This is a genomic window from Nocardia carnea (genome assembly GCF_029868855.1).
Lineage (GTDB): Bacteria > Actinomycetota > Actinomycetes > Mycobacteriales > Mycobacteriaceae > Nocardia > Nocardia carnea_A.
In genome coordinates, this window is sequence record NZ_JARWOV010000123.1 from 14,407 (window position 1) to 31,678 (window position 17,272).

Below are 17,272 nucleotides of genomic sequence, written 5' to 3' on the forward strand. Positions count from 1 at the left end.
CAGCATTCCGCCGGTGACCGAGCACTCTTCCTGCCGGTCAGCTCCCTACATAGTCCGCCAGATGCTCACCGGTGAGGGTGGACCGGGCAGCCACCAGATCGGCGGGAGTGCCTTCGAAGATGACCCGGCCGCCATCGTGGCCGGCGCCGGGACCGAGATCGATGATCCAGTCGGCGTGCGCCATCACCGCCTGATGGTGTTCGATGACGATCACCGACTTCCCCGAGTCCACGAGCCGGTCCAGCAGGCCGAGCAGATTCTCCACATCGGCGAGGTGCAGACCGGTGGTCGGCTCGTCGAGGACGTAGATCCCGCCTTTCTCACCCATCCGGGTCGCCAGTTTCAGCCGCTGACGTTCACCGCCGGACAGGGTGGTGAGCGGTTGCCCGACCTTGATGTAGCCCAGACCGACATCCACCAGGCGGTCGAGGATCTTGTGCGCCGCCGGGATGGCAGCGTCACCGGCACCGAAGAATTCCTCCGCTGCGGCGACCGACATCTCGAAGACCTCCGCGATATTACGACCGCCGAAGGTGTACTCCAGGACCTCGGCCTGGAAGCGCCGGCCCTCGCATTCCTCGCACGGTGATTCGACCGTGGCCATCACCCCGAGGTCGGTGTAGATGACCCCGGCGCCGTTACAGGCGGGACACGCGCCTTCGGAATTGGAGCTGAACAGGGCGGGTTTCACCCCGTTGGCTTTCGCGAAGGCCTTACGGATCGGATCGAGCAGGCCGGTGTAGGTGGCGGGGTTGCTGCGGCGCGACCCTTTGATGGGGGTCTGATCGACCATGGCGACATCGTCGTGCCGGGCGACCGCGCAATCGATCAGCGAGCTCTTCCCGGACCCGGCGACGCCGGTGAGGACGACCAGCACACCGAGCGGGATATCGACGTCGACATTCTGCAGATTGTGCGCATCGGCGCCGCGAACCTCGAGCGCACCGCGGGAAGTGCGGACCGAGGATTTGAGCGCGGCCCGGTCGTCGAGGTGGCGGCCGGTGATGGTGTCGCTTTTACGCAGGCCCTCGATGGACCCCTCGAACATCACCTGCCCGCCCTCGGTACCGGCGCGGGGGCCGAGGTCGATGATGTGGTCGGCGATGGCCATCACCTCGGGTTTGTGCTCCACGACGAGCACGGTGTTACCCTTGTCGCGCAATTGCAGCAGCAGTTCGTTCATCCGCTGGATATCGTGCGGATGCAGCCCGATGGTCGGTTCGTCGAACACGTAGGTGACATCGGTGAGCGAGGACCCGAGATGCCGGATCATCTTCGTGCGTTGCGCTTCACCGCCGGACAGGGTGCCCGCGGGACGTTCCAGCGACAGGTAGCCGAGCCCGATCTCGACGAACGAGTCGAGGGTCTGCCCGAGCGCGGTGAGCAGCGGCGCCACCGACGGTTCGTTCAGATCGCGCACCCAGGCGGCGAGATCGCTGATCTGCATCGCGCAGGCGTCGGCGATGCTGATGCCCTTGATCTTCGACGAACGGGCCTCGGCGCTGAGCCGGGTGCCGCCACACTCCGGGCAGGTGTCGAAGGTGATCGCCTTGTCGACGAACGCGCGGATATGCGGTTGCATCGCTTCCCGGTCCTTGGACAGGAACGATTTCTGGATCCGCGGGATCAGGCCCTCGTAGGTGACATTCACGCCCTCGACCTTGACCTTGGTGGGCTCTTTGTAGAGCAGGTCGTTGAGCTGTTTCTTGGTGAACTTCTTGATCGGCTTGTCCGCGTCGAAGAAACCACACCCGCGGAAGATCCGGCCGTACCAGCCGTCCATGCTGTAACCGGGAATGGTGAGGGCGCCTTCGTTGAGCGACAAGTTCTCGTCGTAGAGGGCGGAGAGGTCGAAATCCGATACCGATCCGCGGCCCTCGCAGCGCGGGCACATCCCGCCGGTGATACTGAAACTGCGGCGTTCGCGGACCGTCTGCCCGCCCTTCTCCACGGTGACCGCGCCGGCGCCGCTGATCGAGGCGACATTGAAGGAGAACGCCTGCGGTGACCCGATATGCGGGGTGCCGAGCCGGCTGAACAGGATCCGCAGCATGGCATTGGCATCGGTGGCGGTACCGACGGTGGAGCGCGGATCGGAGCCCATCCGTTCCTGGTCGACGATGATGGCCGTGGTGAGCCCGTCGAGGACATCGACATCGGGGCGCGCCTGGTTGGGCATGAACCCCTGGATGAACGCACTGTAGGTTTCGTTGATCAGCCGCTGGGATTCGGCGGCGATGGTGCTGAAGACCAGTGAGCTCTTCCCCGACCCGGAAACACCGGTGAACACGGTCAACCGGCGTTTGGGGATCTCGACGCTGACATCTTTGAGGTTGTTCTCCCGCGCGCCGTACACGCGAATCAGGTCGTGACTGTCGGCGAGATGCGGCTCGGACGTCTGTCTGCCGGTCTTCGTGGCCATACTCATCTGGTCTCCTGGTCTCCCTCTGTTGCTCGGGCCGCCCACGCGGACCCCGCCGCCGTCGTCGTCCGGTCGATCCAACCAGAACGCGGTGACATCGTTCGGTGCGCCGGGCCGACGGGGCCCGCGGGGTCGCCGGGGCATTCCGGCGACCGCCCGGCGCACCCGCGAGGCGGGCGGCCGGACCCGCCGGGGATCCGGTGCCCACCCGCACGCATATCGAAGATTTCACTGCCGGCGCTACCACGCCGGAGTGGACACCGGGCCGGGATACTCAGCCGACCTGCTGGATGCGGACCATGTTTCCGGCGGGATCGCGCACGGCGCAGTCCCGGATACCGTACGGCTGATCGGTCGGTTCCTGGACGATTTCGACGTCACCGGCCTGGAGCCGGTCGAAGGTACCGTCGAGGTCCTCGGTGGCGAGGTTGATCCCGGCGTAGGTGCCTTTGGCCATCATCTCGCCGATGATGCGGCGTTCGTCGTCGGTGATACCGGGATCCACGGCCGGCGGGGTGAGCACGATGGACGTACTGGGCTGATCGACGGGGCCCACGGTGATCCAGCGCAACCCTTCGTAGCCGACATCTTTGCGTACCTCGAAGCCGAGGAGATCGCGGTAGAAGGCCAGCGCCGCGTCCGGGTCGTCGTGCGGGAGATAGCTGGAGTGGATGGTGAGGTTCATGACGACGACGCTAGCCGCGCCGCGGTGACCTGCGCTTCTCGATTCCTGATCGGTCTGGTCACCTGTTTGGCGACGCAGCTCGGCATCCCGGCCGCTTCACCGGAGGCCTGCTGCCGGTAGGTGCTGGGTGGTACGCCGACCAGTTCGGTGAAACGGGTGCTGAAAGTCCCCAGAGAAGAACAGCCCACGGCGAAGCAGACCTCGGTGACGCTCATATCGCCGCGGCGCAGCAGAGCCTTGGCGCGTTCGATACGCCGGGTCATCAGGTAGCCGTAGGGGGATTCGCCGTAGGCGAGGCGGAATTGCCGGCTGAGGTGGCCGGCCGACATATTGACGCCGCGGGCGAGCGCGGCGACATCGAGGGGTTGCGCGAACTCGCGGTCCATCCGGTCGCGGACCCGCCGCAGCAGGACGAGGTCACGCAATCGAGGATCGGCGGCGGGTTTGCTGGTCACCGGAGAAATCGTGCCACAGGCGAGACCGGTTGCCCAGTCACGGCAGGTCACGCCTGCCAGGTGCACATCGTGACCGCAGATGCGCTCGAGGGACCCCTCCACGCCGTCGACGTGTACGGCGGTCCGGCCTCCTCGCGAACCGGTGGATCGGTCTCCACGCGTGGCGTCCGCGGCCCCGGATGGTGCCGAGGAAGATCAGAGCAGCCGAGGGGCCTGTCCGTCGGCGACACCCTTCTGGTCCGGCCGGATCTCGGAGCTCGATTCTCCCGGTTCTACCCGGGTGCGGCGGACGCGCCGGCTGCGCCGTGGCGGCCGGGCGCCCCGGAATGCTTCCGCCAGGCGAGTATGCGGCTGCCAGTCCAGCCCGTTGGGCAGACCCCAGCCGAACCGGACGGCGGCCAGGCGCAGCAGCAGCGAGCAGACGATGCCCAGCAAGATGCCGAGCGCCGGGGCTCCGAGATAGGTGCAGACGACCATGGTGCCGGCCACGACAGCGGCAACGGAGGCGTACAGGCCGTTGCCACCGAACACGGCGGGCACGCGGCGCAGCAGGACGTCGCGGGTGGCGCCGCCGCCGACGGCGGTGGTGATACCCAGCAGAATCGCGGGTAGCCAGCCGAGTCCGGCCGCGAGGGTTTTCTGTGCGCCGGTGACCGCCCAGAATCCGATGACGGCGGCGTCGAGGGCGGTGAACAGCCGATCCCAGGCGTGTTCGCTGAGATGGATGACGAAGGAGATGATCGTGCCGAGTACCGCGGTGGGCAGGTAGGCGTAGTCGGTGAGTGCGACCGGTGGGCCCTGCTGGAGCAGGGTGTCGCGGATGATGCCGCCGCCGAGCCCCGAGACGATGCCGACGACCAGGAAACCGAACAGATCCAGTCCTTCACTGCGGGACACCGCGCCGCCCAGCATCGCGCACGCCAGCACGCCCGCAAGATCCAGATACCGGGTGACCTGGTCGATGGTGTCGAGAGGTGCGGCCACGGCAGCAAGCTAACACGTGCGGCCGTGCCCTCCCCGCCGCAGGGAGGGCACGGCCGGTGCACTGCGCGCTCCCGCGAACCCGCGGGATCGGGGCCCGGTCAGCCCGCGCCGCCGGCCGCCAGGCGCATGAGATCGGTGTCGAGATCGATACCGACCTCGCTGCCGCCCGCACTGCCGAAGGTGTGCTGGTAGCTGTCCCAGGACTCGGCCTTCACCCGGTGTGCGAATTCGCTTTCCATGAGCAGCAGCAGTTCCAGTGCGGCCCGGTCGATCCGTTTGTTCAGGTCGGCGTCGTTCCAGTCTTCGGAGGCGGCGAACAACGAGGTAGGCACGGTCATGGTGCGCAGGAACGCGAACAGGGCGCGCATCTGCTCGTCCACGACCAGGGCGTGCCGGGAGGTGCCGGCGGTGGCGGCCAGGATCACCGGCTTGGCGATGAGCAGGTCGTTGTCCAGGACATGGAAGAAGGAGGTGAGCAGCCCGCTCGGGGCGGCCTTGTAGACAGGAGCCGCCACAACCAGTCCGTCGGCGGCGGCCAGGGTCTCGATCGCCGCCGTCATCTTGGGACCCATCAGCTGCGAAACCAGGGCGGTGGTGATCTCGGTGGCCAGTTCCCGCAGGTCGATGACGCTGACGGTGACCTGGGCGTCGCGGCGGGCGGCCAGTGCACCGACGCGGGCGGATACCCGGTCGGCGAGCATCCGGGTCGAGGACGGGTTGCTGGTTCCGCCGCTGACCACGACCAGCCGATACGGCGGGCGGGCTTGTCCGTTGGTGCTGTTCATGATTACTCCTGGTAGATCGATTGTGAGCAGGCCCTGCGCGCCCATGCCGCGCCGTCCCGCTCGCCCGGCGCTCGGGTGCGAGCCGGGGTTGCTCGGTGACGCGGCGATACCGCCTCGGGGCCGGGCCGCTCACTCCGAGGTCGCGAGTTTTCGGCAGATCTCTTCGAGAGCGTGCAGGTCGTCGTCGGTGAGGACACCGGTCAGCGCCCGCGCGACGCCCACCGCGTGCCGGCCACCGACCCGGCGCTGGTGCGCCCGGCCCGTATCGGTCAGGCTCAGCCGGACCCCGCGGCCGTCGTCCGGGTCGGGGGTGCGCTGGACCAGGCCGCGCTCCACCAGCCGGTCCACCATCCGCGACAGGGCCGGTTGGGTGAGCAGGACGTGCCGGTTCAGTTCGGCGGGCCGGATCGGATCGGAGCATTTGGACAACGTGTAGAGGACGTCGTATTCGCGCATCGTCAGCCCGTGCCATACGTCCTCGGCCGCGAACCGTTTCATCATCACCGCGTGCGCGGTCAGCAGCGCCTCCCAGGCATCGTTGGCCAGGCGGCCGCTGGTCCGGTTCATTTCCCGGCCAGGATGTCGGTGTCCTGGTAGGGGCTGGCGCCTGCCAGGTTGTCGCCCTGGTTGGCGTTGGGCCGCGCCTGCCGGGGCGCAGTGTCGCCGTAGGTGGCGTCGACCCGCGCCTGATGGGTCGGGGCCGGCGCCGACTCCGGGTCGCGGCGCGATTCCAGTTCCTTGCGCAGGACCGGCACCACTTCCCCGCCGAGCAGGTCGAGCTGGTTCAGCACCGCCTTCAGCGGCAGACCGGCATGGTCCATCAGCCACAGCTGGCGCTGATAGTCACCGAAGGTGTCGTGGAAGGTGAGGGTTTTGTCGATGATCTCCTGCGGGCTGCCCACCGACAGCGGGGTCATCTCGGCGAAATCCTCCAGTGACGGGCCGTGACCGTACACGGGCGCCTCGTTGAAATAGGGACGGAATTCGTTCCACGCGTCCTGGGATTTCTTCGCGATATACGCCTGTCCACCGAGGCCGACGATGGCCTGTTTCTTGGTGCCGTGGCCGTAGTGCTCGAACCGCTGCCGGTAGAACTCGATGAGCTGCAGCGAATGCGCGGTCGGCCAGAAGATGTGGTTGGCGAAGAACCCGTTGCCGTAGTAGGCGGCCTGTTCGGCGATCTCCGGGGTGCGGATGGAACCGTGCCAGACGAACGGCGGCACACCGTCGAGCGGCCGCGGGGTGGCGGTGAAGCCCTGCAGTGGGGTGCGGTAGTTGCCTTCCCAGTCCACCACGTCCTCGCGCCACAACCGGTGCAGCAGGTTGTAGTTCTCGAGGGCCAGCGGGAGACCGGCCCGGATGTCCTTTCCGAACCACGGGTAGACGGGTCCGGTGTTGCCGCGGCCCAGCATGAGGTCCATGCGGCCCTTGGACAGATGCTGCAGCATCGCGTAGTCCTCGGCGATCTTCACCGGGTCGTTGGTGGTGATCAGCGTGGTCGCCGTGGTGACGATCAGACGCTCGGTGAGGGCGGCGATATGGGCCAGCAGAGTCGTCGGTGAGGACGAGAAGAACGGCGGATTGTGGTGCTCCCCGATGGCGAAGACATCGAGACCCACTTCCTCGGTTTTCTTCGCGATCTGCACGATCGCCTCGATACGTTCGGCCTCGCTGGGGGTCACGCCGGTGACGGGGTCACGCGTGATATCGCTGACCGAGAAGATTCCGAACTGCATTGATGTCACTCCCACCGATCGATTTCTATGCATTTGCATCTACCTGAACGGTGGGGTCGGCCGGGTTATTCCACCGAGTTCGTGAGGACAGCCTCGGCCCGGTCACCTACCCGAAGGAACCGGCCGCCGCGCCATCTACCGACCACCGCCGGCGCGCAGCCACGGCAGATCAACCCTCTCGAAGAGAGCGGGTTCACCGGACCCGTCAGGCTTCCGCGGTCCGAACGGGATGTCCGGCCATGGAGGCCGAGACTACCGGCCTGCGCTGCGGCGGGTGGAGGGACGGGGCCGGCACGCGAGGCGTGGCGCGGGACGTAGCTCAGCGAACCCGGGCCGGTTGCGCCGTCAACGAGTCCAGCTCGCGGATGGCGGCGCAGCTGCGGCGGATCATGGTGGCGAACATGGCGTCGCCCCGTTCGGTGGGGGTGCCGTAGGCGGCGCCGAATACCGCGACCAGCGGGCCCTGGAGGGCGGCGAACCGATAGTCCTGGCGGCAGTCGTCGAGTTCGTAGCCGGTGACCCCGAGTTCGACCAGGCGCCGATGGTAGGTGGCGACGAGCTTGTCTTCTTCTGTTCGCCGTATCTGCGGGTCGAGGCCGGTGGTGACGAAGTAGGCGAGGTCGCGGGCAGGCAGACCGAGGTTGACCGTCTGCCAGTCGACCGCGGTCACCACCGCCCGGTCCCCCGCGCCGAACAGGAGATTGTCCAGGCGGTAGTCGCCGTGCACCAGCCCGAACCGTTCGGGCCGGGCGATCAGCCAACCGGCGATCACCGCGCCGCAGGCGCGCACGGTATCGCAGTCCTCGGGTGTGAGGCGATGGCCGAGGCGGTCGAGGAAGAGATCGGTGGTGGGACCGTAGAGCTCGCCCAGTGTCGCGGCTTCCTCGGGCCCGTTACGGCTGAAACCTTCGATATCCAGCAGAGTTTCGTCGCACCAGCGCGGCGCGTGCAGGCCGGCGAGATTGGCGACGGCCTGGTGGGCGTGCGCGACCGGACAGCCCGCGATCTGATCGCCTTGGCGGGCGGGTGCGAGATCTTCGAGAAGCAGCACGAATTCGCTGCCGTCGCCGTGGGTTTCGGCGTAGTAACAGCGAGGTGTGCGGATCGCCACCGTGGCGGCGATCTCGGTGTAGAACCGGATCTCCTGCCGGTAGGCGCCCGCGAGCATGCCCCGGGTACCCGGGTCCGTAGCAGGGAGTTTGGCCAGTAGCTGCGCGGGAACACCGTCACCGGTGAGCCGCAGCCGGTACACCGACCCGATCTGGCCGGTACCGACCGGTTCGGCGGCGACCTCGTCGACGTGGCCGTGTAGCGCCGTGGTGAGCCATTCGGGAGTGAGCTCGGCGACGGTGGTGGGGGCGGTCATCGATCACTTCTCCGGGAATCGGTTCGCCGGGCCGGTGAACCCTTCGTTTCGGCGGTGCTCCCGCCAGGCGGTGAGTACGGGGGTCAGCTCGGCGGGTGTGTTGCCGTGCAGGATTACGCCGTCGACGCCGGTCCGGAACTGATCGGCGATCCGTTCCGCACAGTGCGCGGCGGTACCGGTGGCCGAAGCGGCGAGCCATTCGGCCGGCAGCAGTTGCTCGACGGCGGCAAGGGTTTCCGGGTCCGCGACCGCGTCGAGTGCTCCACCGGCCCCGGTGACCAGGGGGTGAGCACGGAAATCGTCGAGGACTCGCCGGTCCCAGCCGTTGACCCGGACCAGGACATCGCCGTAACCCTGCAGGTAGGTGCCGAGGCGGCCGGCGAGTTTACGCAGCCGGGCGAGTTCGCCCTGCGATTCGTCCACCACGGCCAGGACGGACCAGATCCGGATGGCGGCAGGGTCACGACCGGCGGTTTCGGCGGCGGTGCGGATGGTGCGCACCGCACGGGCGGTGGTGTCGTCGGTGAAGAAGGTGTGCAGGACGACCGAGTCCGCGATCTCCCCGGCGAGCCGCAGGGTGGCGGGGCCGATGGCGGTGAGGGTGACCGGAATATTCTCGTCGTAGGACGGATCCAGTTGCAACAGCGGATACCGCCCGGCGGGTCCGTCGTGGCCGAGAACGGTTTCGCCACGCCAGAGTCGGCGGTAGAGATCGACGGCATCGCGGATCTGCGCGGAGGTGATTCGCGGTAGGCCGATCACATCGAACAGGGCATGGAAACCGCGGCCCAGGCCGAGGCTGTAGCGGCCGCGGGTGAGGCGGTGCAAGGTGACCGCGCCGGCCGCGGTGACCAGCGGGTGGCGGGTGTTGTGGTTGGTGGCGGCGGTGCAGATCCGCAGGTCGGTGGTTACCGCGCCGGCCGCGGCGGCGAGCGTGAAGGCTTCCTTGGTGTTGAAACGTTCCGACAGGAAAAGCGTTCCCAGGCCGAGTTCTTCAGCGGTGCGGGCTTCCCCGAGCAGGGCGTACGGGTCGGTGGCGTGCCCGGCGAGCCCGTAGCAGCCGAGTTCGGAGAATTCGCTCGGGTGGTCGCTACCGGGCGTGACCGGAGACCCGCCCTGGTCACGCACCACCTGCCCCGGTTCACTCATACCCGGCCGGCCTGTTCGCTGCTGCGGCCGATCATCGTGTGCAGTTCCTCGGGCGTCCACGGCGGGGTGTCCTTGTGGTCGCGGAAGCCGAGGATGCTCGGGTTGGGCCGGTCGTAGCGGCCGACGAACCCGCCGGCGGCGACGAAGATCTGTCCGGTGACCTCCCGGGCTTCGGCACCGGCGAGATAGAGGTAGAGCTGGGCCACATACTCGGCGGGCGGGGCGTCGAGGGCGGCATCCTTGCTCATTTCGTCGAGCATGCCGCGGCGATACAGTTCCATGATCTTGGCCTCGTACGCGAAACCACTGGAGAGCCGGGTTCTAGCGCCCGGGCAGACGACATTGGCGCGAATCTCGTATTCGGCGAGTTCGGCGGCGATGGCGAGGGTGAGGCTGTTGACCGCGCCTTTGCCGGCCGCGTAACCGGTACCGCCGTAATCGCCCAGGTACGCGAAAGAGCTGGTGTTGATGATGCTGCCGCGGCGTTGCGCCACCATTTTCGGGGCGGCGGCACGACAGGTGTTGAAGGTGGTGGTGAGGTGCGAGTCGAGCAGGGCCTGCCAATCGCGGGTGCTGACATTCAGAATCGAGGATTCGGCGGGTTCGGCGGCCCCGGCGCAGTTGACGAGGATATCGATGGTTCCGAAGGTGCGCACACAGGTATCGACGAGTTCGGTGGCGACGGTTTCGTCGGCCGCGCTGCCCGCGACGCCGACCGCGCGCTGCCCACCGAGGGTGAGCGAGTTGACGGTTCGTTCGACGGCGGATTCGTTGCGGCCGTTCACGACCACTCCGGCACCGTGCCGGGCCAGGGCGTGTGCGACGGCGTGGCCGATGCCGCTGGTGGCGCCGACGACCACGGCGCCGCGGCCCCACAGGGATTGCTGACCGCTCATGGACCTGCTCTCGTTTCCGGGGCCGGCGACGGAGCGCGGGCCGAACACTCTTCCGTACAGGTGTCCGGACAGTATGGCATTCTGGCGTGGTCGCGTCAGCGGTTCGCGGGCCGTTCCCGGTCGCGCGCCTTGATTGCGGTCCACCTGCCGTAGTACTGTCTGGACAGGTGTCTACCATAGATCCTGGACAGTAATCTGGGGAAGGATTTCCACATGACTTCGGTGAAACCGCCGCGGGTGTCCGGAGGCGAACACGAACACGGCCATCTGGAGGAATTCCGCACCGACCCGATCGCGCTGATGCGCCGGGTGCGGGAGGAATGCGGCGACGTCGGCCAGTTCGAACTCGCCGGCCGCCACGTCATCCTGCTCACGGGCGCCGAGGCGAACGAATTCTTCTTCCGCGCCGCCGACGAGGACCTCGACCAGGCCGCCGCCTACCCGTTCATGAAACCGATCTTCGGTGAGGGTGTGGTCTTCGACGCCAGCCCGGAGCGGCGCAAGGAGATGCTGCACAATTCCGCGCTGCGCGGCGATCAGATGCGCGGCCACGCCGCCACCATCGAACGCGAAGTCGACCGGATGCTGGCGAACTGGGGCGACGAAGGCGAAATCGACCTGCTCGATTTCTTCGCCGAGCTCACCATCTACACCTCGTCGGCCTGCCTGATCGGGACCAAGTTCCGCGAGGAACTCGACAGCCGGTTCGCACACCTCTATCACAACCTGGAACGCGGGACCGATGCGCTGGCGTACGTGGACCCGTACATGCCGATCGAAAGTTTCCGGATCCGCGACGAATCCCGGGCGAAACTGGTCGAGCTGGTCCAGGAGATCATGAACGACCGGATCGCGAACCCGCCCGCCGACAAAGACGACCGCGATCTGCTCGATGTGCTGGTCTCGGTGAAGAAGGAAGACGGCACACCGCATTTCAGCGCCAGCGAGGTCACCGGCATCTTCATCTCGATGATGTTCGCCGGCCACCACACCACCTCCGGTACCGCCGCCTGGTCGGTGATCGAATTGCTGCGTCACCCGGAGGCGCTGTCGGGGGTCGTGAAGGAACTCGACGAGCTCTACGCCGACGGCCAGGAGGTGAGTTTCCACGCGCTGCGCCAGATCCCGCAGCTCGAGGCGGTACTGAAGGAAACGCTGCGGCTGCATCCGCCGCTGATCATCCTGATGCGGGTGGCGCAGGGTGAATTCGAGGTGTGCGGACACACCATCGCCGAAGGCGACCATGTCGCGGCGACCCCCGCGATCTCCAACCGGCTGCCGGAGGATTTCCCGAACCCCGACAGTTTCGACCCCGGCCGCTATATCGACCCCAACCAAGAGGATCTGGTCAACCGCTGGACCTGGATCCCGTTCGGCGCCGGGCGGCATCGCTGCGTGGGTGCCGCGTTCGCGCTGATGCAGTTGAAGGCGATCTTCTCGGTGCTGCTGCGGGACTGGGAGTTCGAGATGGCGCAGCCCTCGGAGAGCTACCGCAACGACCACTCCAAGATGGTGGTACAGCTGCAGCAGCCGTGCACGGTGCGATACCGGCGCCGGCACCGGGAGAACTGATGGCGTATGTCATCACGCAGCGCTGCTGCAACGACGCGAGCTGCGTGGCCGAATGCCCGGTGGACTGCATCCGCCCACGCCCGGAGGACCCGCAGTTCGCGACCGCGGAAATGCTCTACATCGATCCGGACACCTGTATCGATTGCGGTGCCTGCTACGAGGCCTGCCCGGTGGACGCGATCTACGCCGAAGAGGACCTGCCGCAACATCTCGCAGGGTTCCTCGACGTCAACGCCGGATACTTCGGGAAGCACCCGCTGGAGCCGGATATGGCTCCCCCGCCGCCGGTCCGGCGTCTCGCCAAGGACCTGGGAACCTTGCGGGTCGCGATCGTCGGTACGGGGCCCGCCGCATGCTATGCCGCCGAGCAGCTGCTGTCCGCCGGTTCGGTCGAGGTCGAGATGTTCGACCGGCTGCCCACCCCGTGGGGGCTCGCCCGGTACGGGGTCGCGCCGGATCACGCGCAGACCCGCGGGGTCACCGATATGTTCGCGGCCGCGTTCAAACGCGACACGCTGCAGATGTATCTGAACACCGAAATCGGTCGTCACATCACGCACGAAGAACTCCGGGACAGTGCGCACGCGGTGATCTACGCGGTCGGCGCACCCACCGACCGCCGCCTCGGCATCCCCGGCGAAGACCTCCCGGGCAGCCACTCCGCCACCGAGTTCGTGGCCTGGTACAACGGCAACCCGGACTACGCGGACCGGGAATTCGACCTGTCCGGGCAGCGGGCGGTAATCGTCGGGAACGGCAACGTCGCCCTGGATATCGCACGGATGCTCACCATGGACCCCGGCGAACTCGCGGCCACCGATATCGCCGACCACGCCCTGGCGGCATTGCGGAACAGCAATATCCGTGAGGTCGTGATCCTGGGCCGGCGCGGGCTGCTCCACGCCGCCTACAGCGCCCCCGAATTCCGGGCGCTGGGGCGGTTGGCCGGAGTCGATATCGTCCTCGACCCGGCGGATGTGGTCCTCGGCGAAGCCGGGCAGGCGTTCCTCGACAGCCCGGAAGCGGCATATGAACTCGGGCTGAAGATCGCCGCCGCCGGGGAGTACGCGGCCCGGCCGCCACGCGACGGGCACAAGCGGATCCGGTTCCAGTACTGCGTCTCCCCCACCGAGATCACCGGCGACGAGCGGGTCCGGTCGGTGCGGTATGTGCACAACGAGCTCACCGGCCCGGCCGCATCACCCACCGCCCGGCCGACCACCGACACCGGTGAACTGGAGGCATCGCTGGTCCTGCGCGCCGTCGGCTACCGCGGGCAGCCGATCGGCGATCTGCCGTTCGACGACGACCGCGGGGTGCTACCCACCGGCTCCGGCCGAGTCGTCGATCAGTCCGGAACACCGGTTCCCGGCGTATACGCGGCAGGCTGGATCAAACGCGGACCCCGCGGCGTGATCGGTTCCAACCGCGCCGACGCCGCCGAAACCGTCGCGGCCGTCCTCGACGATTTCCGGGCCGGCGCACTGACCGCACCGACACGGGACCGCACCGCACTGACGGAACTGGTCCGGCAGCGGCAACCGGAGATGCTCGACCGCACCGCCTGGCAGGCGATCGACCGGGCCGAACGAGCCGCGGGCGCCGCTGGGGGGCGTCCACGGGTCAAACTGGCGACTGTCGAACAACTATTGGCGACCGCGCGGGGCGGCTGAGCAGTCGGCCGGTGCGGGGGAACACGTAAGGCGGCCGACAGCACGTCCAACGCTGCCGCTGCCGAACTTGCCGCGGCAGCGCGGCTCGATCCGCCGGACGGGAGGCGACCGGCATCAGGCCGACAGGAATCGCCGGGCATAGGCGCGGACATCGGCATCGGTGTCGTCGAGCGCCTGCTTCAGTCCGGTGCGTGCGGATTCGCTGTCCGGCCAGGTCCCGAGTGTGAGTACCGCGGCCTTCCGGACATCGAGATGCGGATCTGCCAGTGCTTCGGTGAGCGCGGCAACGGCCCGGTCCGCGTCCGCGGCGGCCAGTCCGCGGGCGGCACCGACTCGCACCTGCCAGGCCGAATCACGCAGAGCAGCAATACATGTCACGATAGCCGCCTCGGTCGTCCCGAGATCGGCGAAGGCTGCCAGTGCCGCCGCGCGGACCAGCGGGTCCGGGTCCTCGGCCAGTGCCGCCACCGCCGTACCGCCACCCGAACCGATACCGGCCAGTCCCTGGGCAACCGCGATCCGCACCTCCCGGTCGGCGTCCCCCGCCGCGGCGGCGATCGGTGCCCACTCGTCTATCGAGACCAGCGCCCGGACCGCCTCGATACGCACTCGATGATCGGAGTCGGCGAGGGCCGAACGGTAGTCGTCGGAGGATCCGGTCCGAGTGGCTCGCAACAGATCCAGGACCGCGGCGCGGACCACCGAATCCTCGGAGGCGAGCCGCGCCGCGAGACCTTCTGTCGCAGGCAGAACTTCCACCAGTTCGCGGAGCGCAGCAGCGGCCGCGCTCCGGACCGGTGCCGCGGCGTCGTCGAGTGCGCCGATCAGCAGCGGCACGTATCCGTCGGGTGTGTGCTCGGTCAACACCGCGATCGCCGCGACCCGCACGCGTTCCTCGGCATCGGACAGATACTCCGCGAGTTCGGCGGCAGTAGGGGTGTCCAGGGCGAGCAGAGCGAGCAGGCGCGGTGACGCGGCGTGCACCGGGCCGGGGGCGGCCGCCGGGGGCGCGGGTTCGGCCGGTTCGGGGGCGCGCCGGTGGCCTACCAGTTCGGGTTGGGCAACAATGACCGGCTCGTCACGCGACGGCAGGTCGTCGAGTCCCGGTACGGGCACCAGATACGGTGCGACCGGCCGTTTCAGGAACTCCATCTCCCCGTCGGCGCGTTTGCGGAGGTTGAGGTGGTAGCGCCACTGTTGATCGTCCCGTTCCGGGAGGTCGGCGCGTTCGTGGTAGAGACCCCAGCGGGATTCGGTACGGGTCAGCGAACTGCGGGCGGCCATTTCCGCACAATCGCGAATGAACGACACCTCGACGGCGCGCATGAGTTCGTGTGGGGTGCGCGCGCCCATGTCGGCGAGGTCACCGCGCATCCGTTCGAAGGTTTCCACCGCCAGCGAGAGTTTGGCGGCGGTTTTCGGGGGCGCCACATAGTCGTTGACGAAGCGGCGCAGTTTGTATTCGACCTGGGGTTGCGGCGGCCCGTCGGGGTTGCGCAGGGGCTGGTAGACGAGTTCGTGCGCGGCGACGACCTGGTCGGCGGGCAGGGTGTCCGGTGCGGGTACGCCGGGCAGGGTTCCGGCGGCGTGGGCGCCGGCGAGTTCCCCGAAAACGAAGGCGCCGATCATGTAGTTGTGCGGTACGCACGCCAGGTCACCCGCCGCGTACAGGCCGGGCACCGTCGTCCGGGCATGCTCGTCCACCCACACCCCCGACGCGGAATGCCCGCCACACAAACCGATCTCGGAAATATGCATCTCGATATCGTGGGTGCGGTAGTCGTGGCCGCGGTTGGCGTGGAAGGTGCCGCGGGTGGGGCGTTCGGTGGTATGCAGGATTCCTTCGAGGGTGCGCAGGGTTTCGTCGGGCAGGTGCGACACCTTCAGGTAGATGGGTCCACGCGCGGAATCGATCTCGCGTTTCACCTCCGCGATCATCTGCCCCGACCAGTAGTCGGAGTCCACGAACCGCTCCCCCTGGGCGTTCACCTGGTATCCGCCGAACGGGTTCGCCACATACGCGCAGGCAGGTCCGTTGTAATCCTTGATCAGCGGGTTGATCTGGAAACATTCGATCCCGCTCAGCTCCGCGCCGGCGTGATAGGCCATCGAGTAGCCGTCGCCGGCGTTGGTCGGGTTCTCGTACGTGCCGTACAAGTACCCGGATGCCGGTAGCCCCAGGCGCCCGCACGGGCCGGTCGCCAGGACGACGGCCTTGGCCCCGACCGTGACGAATTCGCCGGTGCGGGTGTTCAGCGCGGCCGCCCCGACCGCCCGGCCGCCTGCGGTGAGCACCCGGACCGGCATCAATCGGTTCTCGATCCGGATCCGCTCCCGGTTCTTGCGCTGCCGCAGCACCCGGTACAGCGCCTTCTTCACATCTTTGCCCTCGGGCATCGGCAGCACATAGGACCCCGACCGGTGCACCCGGCGCACTGCGTACTCGCCGTATTCGTCCTTCTCGAATTTGACGCCGTAGCGTTCCAGCCGCTGCACCATGGCGAAACCGCGGGTCGCGGTCTGGTAGACGGTGCGCTGGTCGACGATTCCGTCGTTGGCGCGGGTGATCTCGGCGACGTAGTCCTCCGGTTCGGCTTTGCCCGGAATCACCGCGTTGTTGACTCCGTCCATTCCCATGGCGAGCGCGCCGGAGTGCCGGACGTGCGCCTTCTCGAGCAGCAGCACCTGCGCGCCGTGTTCGGCGGCGGTCAGCGCGGCCATCGTGCCGGCGGTGCCGCCACCGATGACCAGGACATCGCAGTCGAGGCGGACGGTATCGGCGAGGTCCGGCGCCGTGAACAGGGTCGGTGCGGTCACGTCAGGGCCTCCAGGATTCGGGCGCGTTCGCCGGCCCGGTCGGCGATTTCGCGCGGGTTCGGAATATCGACGAGGGCTCGCAGCGGGTGCCCGGCCCGCCCGAGTACCGCGACCCGGTCGCCGAGCAGCAGCGCCTCGTCCACGTCGTGAGTGACGAATACGACGGTGGTGGGGTGGGTCTGCCAGGTCTCGATGAGCAGCCGCTGCACGGTGGCGCGGGTCTGGGTGTCCAGCGCGCCGAAGGGTTCGTCCATCATCACCGCCCGCGGTGCACCCGCCAGGCCGCGCGCCAGCTGTACCCGCTGACGCATACCGCCGGACAGGTTCTTGGGTAGGAAATCGCCGAACCCCGTGAGCCCTACTTCGTCGATCCAGCGGTCGGCGGCCGCCCGGCGCCCGGTCTTCGGTTCGCCGCGTAACCGCAGTGCCAGGTCGATATTGGCGCGCACGCTGCGCCACGGCAGCAGTGCGTTGTCCTGGAAGACGACGGCACGGTCGCGGGAGGTGCCGGTGACCAGGTCGCCGTCGGCGAGGACCCGGCCGGAGTCGGGTGTCAGCAGGCCGGCCAGCGCCCGCAAAACGGTGGATTTCCCGCAGCCGGACGGCCCGGTGAGGACGAGGATTTCGCCCGGCCGGACATCCAGGGTGAGGTTGTCGATCACCGGGTCACCCGTGTAGGACAGCGAAACCGCGTCCAGCCGTAAGGCCATCGCGTGTTCGCCGGTGTCCCTC

Annotated in this window: 14 protein-coding genes; 2 read left to right on the forward strand and 12 right to left on the reverse strand. The window is 67.9% G+C overall.

The window, feature by feature from the left end; genetic code table 11:
- Positions 1–37: 37 nt before the first annotated feature.
- From QH195_RS11985 to QH195_RS12030, 10 genes are all read right to left on the reverse strand, one after another.
- Complete coding sequence (locus QH195_RS11985) at positions 38–2,428, reverse strand: excinuclease ABC subunit UvrA (protein WP_280435412.1); 2,391 nt, start codon at positions 2,426–2,428, stop codon at positions 38–40.
- A gap of 268 nt (positions 2,429–2,696) precedes the next feature.
- A complete protein-coding gene (locus QH195_RS11990) occupies positions 2,697–3,107 on the reverse strand; it encodes a VOC family protein (protein WP_280423854.1) in 411 nt (136 codons plus the stop codon).
- The gene (locus tag QH195_RS11995; RefSeq protein WP_432278297.1) at positions 3,104–3,493 is read right to left on the reverse strand and encodes a helix-turn-helix transcriptional regulator; all 390 of its coding nucleotides are present in this window, start codon (positions 3,491–3,493) and stop codon (positions 3,104–3,106) included. The genes QH195_RS11990 and QH195_RS11995 overlap by 4 nt, the downstream gene beginning before the upstream one ends.
- A gap of 264 nt (positions 3,494–3,757) precedes the next feature.
- Positions 3,758–4,546: a trimeric intracellular cation channel family protein gene (locus QH195_RS12000; protein ID WP_280435413.1), complete on the reverse strand. Its 789-nt coding sequence runs from the start codon at positions 4,544–4,546 to the stop codon at positions 3,758–3,760.
- Between the two features lie 98 nt (positions 4,547–4,644).
- Positions 4,645–5,331: a CE1759 family FMN reductase gene (locus QH195_RS12005; RefSeq protein WP_280425207.1), complete on the reverse strand. Its 687-nt coding sequence runs from the start codon at positions 5,329–5,331 to the stop codon at positions 4,645–4,647.
- Between the two features lie 129 nt (positions 5,332–5,460).
- Positions 5,461–5,898, reverse strand: coding sequence for a MarR family winged helix-turn-helix transcriptional regulator (locus QH195_RS12010; protein WP_280425206.1), 438 nt, complete (start codon positions 5,896–5,898; stop codon positions 5,461–5,463).
- Positions 5,895–7,067, reverse strand: coding sequence for an LLM class flavin-dependent oxidoreductase (locus QH195_RS12015; RefSeq protein WP_280435428.1), 1,173 nt, complete (start codon positions 7,065–7,067; stop codon positions 5,895–5,897). The genes QH195_RS12010 and QH195_RS12015 overlap by 4 nt, the downstream gene beginning before the upstream one ends.
- A 319-nt stretch (positions 7,068–7,386) precedes the next feature.
- Complete coding sequence (locus QH195_RS12020) at positions 7,387–8,433, reverse strand: phosphotransferase (RefSeq protein ID WP_280435414.1); 1,047 nt, start codon at positions 8,431–8,433, stop codon at positions 7,387–7,389.
- 3 nt (positions 8,434–8,436) lie between these two features.
- Positions 8,437–9,582, reverse strand: coding sequence for a TIGR03857 family LLM class F420-dependent oxidoreductase (locus tag QH195_RS12025; RefSeq protein ID WP_280435415.1), 1,146 nt, complete (start codon positions 9,580–9,582; stop codon positions 8,437–8,439).
- The gene (locus QH195_RS12030) at positions 9,579–10,478 is read right to left on the reverse strand and encodes an SDR family NAD(P)-dependent oxidoreductase (RefSeq protein WP_280435416.1); all 900 of its coding nucleotides are present in this window, start codon (positions 10,476–10,478) and stop codon (positions 9,579–9,581) included. Before QH195_RS12030 ends, QH195_RS12025 begins: the two co-directional genes overlap by 4 nt.
- A gap of 213 nt (positions 10,479–10,691) precedes the next feature.
- Here QH195_RS12030 and QH195_RS12035 point away from each other — a divergent pair, with 213 nt between their 5' ends.
- Complete coding sequence (locus QH195_RS12035; protein WP_280435417.1) at positions 10,692–12,050, forward strand: cytochrome P450; 1,359 nt, start codon at positions 10,692–10,694, stop codon at positions 12,048–12,050.
- On the forward strand, positions 12,050–13,723 hold the full coding sequence (locus tag QH195_RS12040) for an FAD-dependent oxidoreductase (RefSeq protein WP_280435418.1): 1,674 nt from the start codon (positions 12,050–12,052) through the stop codon (positions 13,721–13,723). Before QH195_RS12035 ends, QH195_RS12040 begins: the two co-directional genes overlap by 1 nt.
- A gap of 114 nt (positions 13,724–13,837) precedes the next feature.
- Here the strand turns inward: QH195_RS12040 and QH195_RS12045 are convergent, their stop codons facing one another.
- Positions 13,838–16,540, reverse strand: a complete 2,703-nt coding sequence (locus QH195_RS12045) for a fumarate reductase/succinate dehydrogenase flavoprotein subunit (RefSeq protein ID WP_280435419.1) — start codon at positions 16,538–16,540, stop codon at positions 13,838–13,840.
- On the reverse strand, positions 16,537–17,250 hold the full coding sequence (locus tag QH195_RS12050) for an ABC transporter ATP-binding protein (RefSeq protein ID WP_280435429.1): 714 nt from the start codon (positions 17,248–17,250) through the stop codon (positions 16,537–16,539). The genes QH195_RS12045 and QH195_RS12050 overlap by 4 nt, the downstream gene beginning before the upstream one ends.
- Positions 17,251–17,272 lie beyond the last annotated feature (22 nt).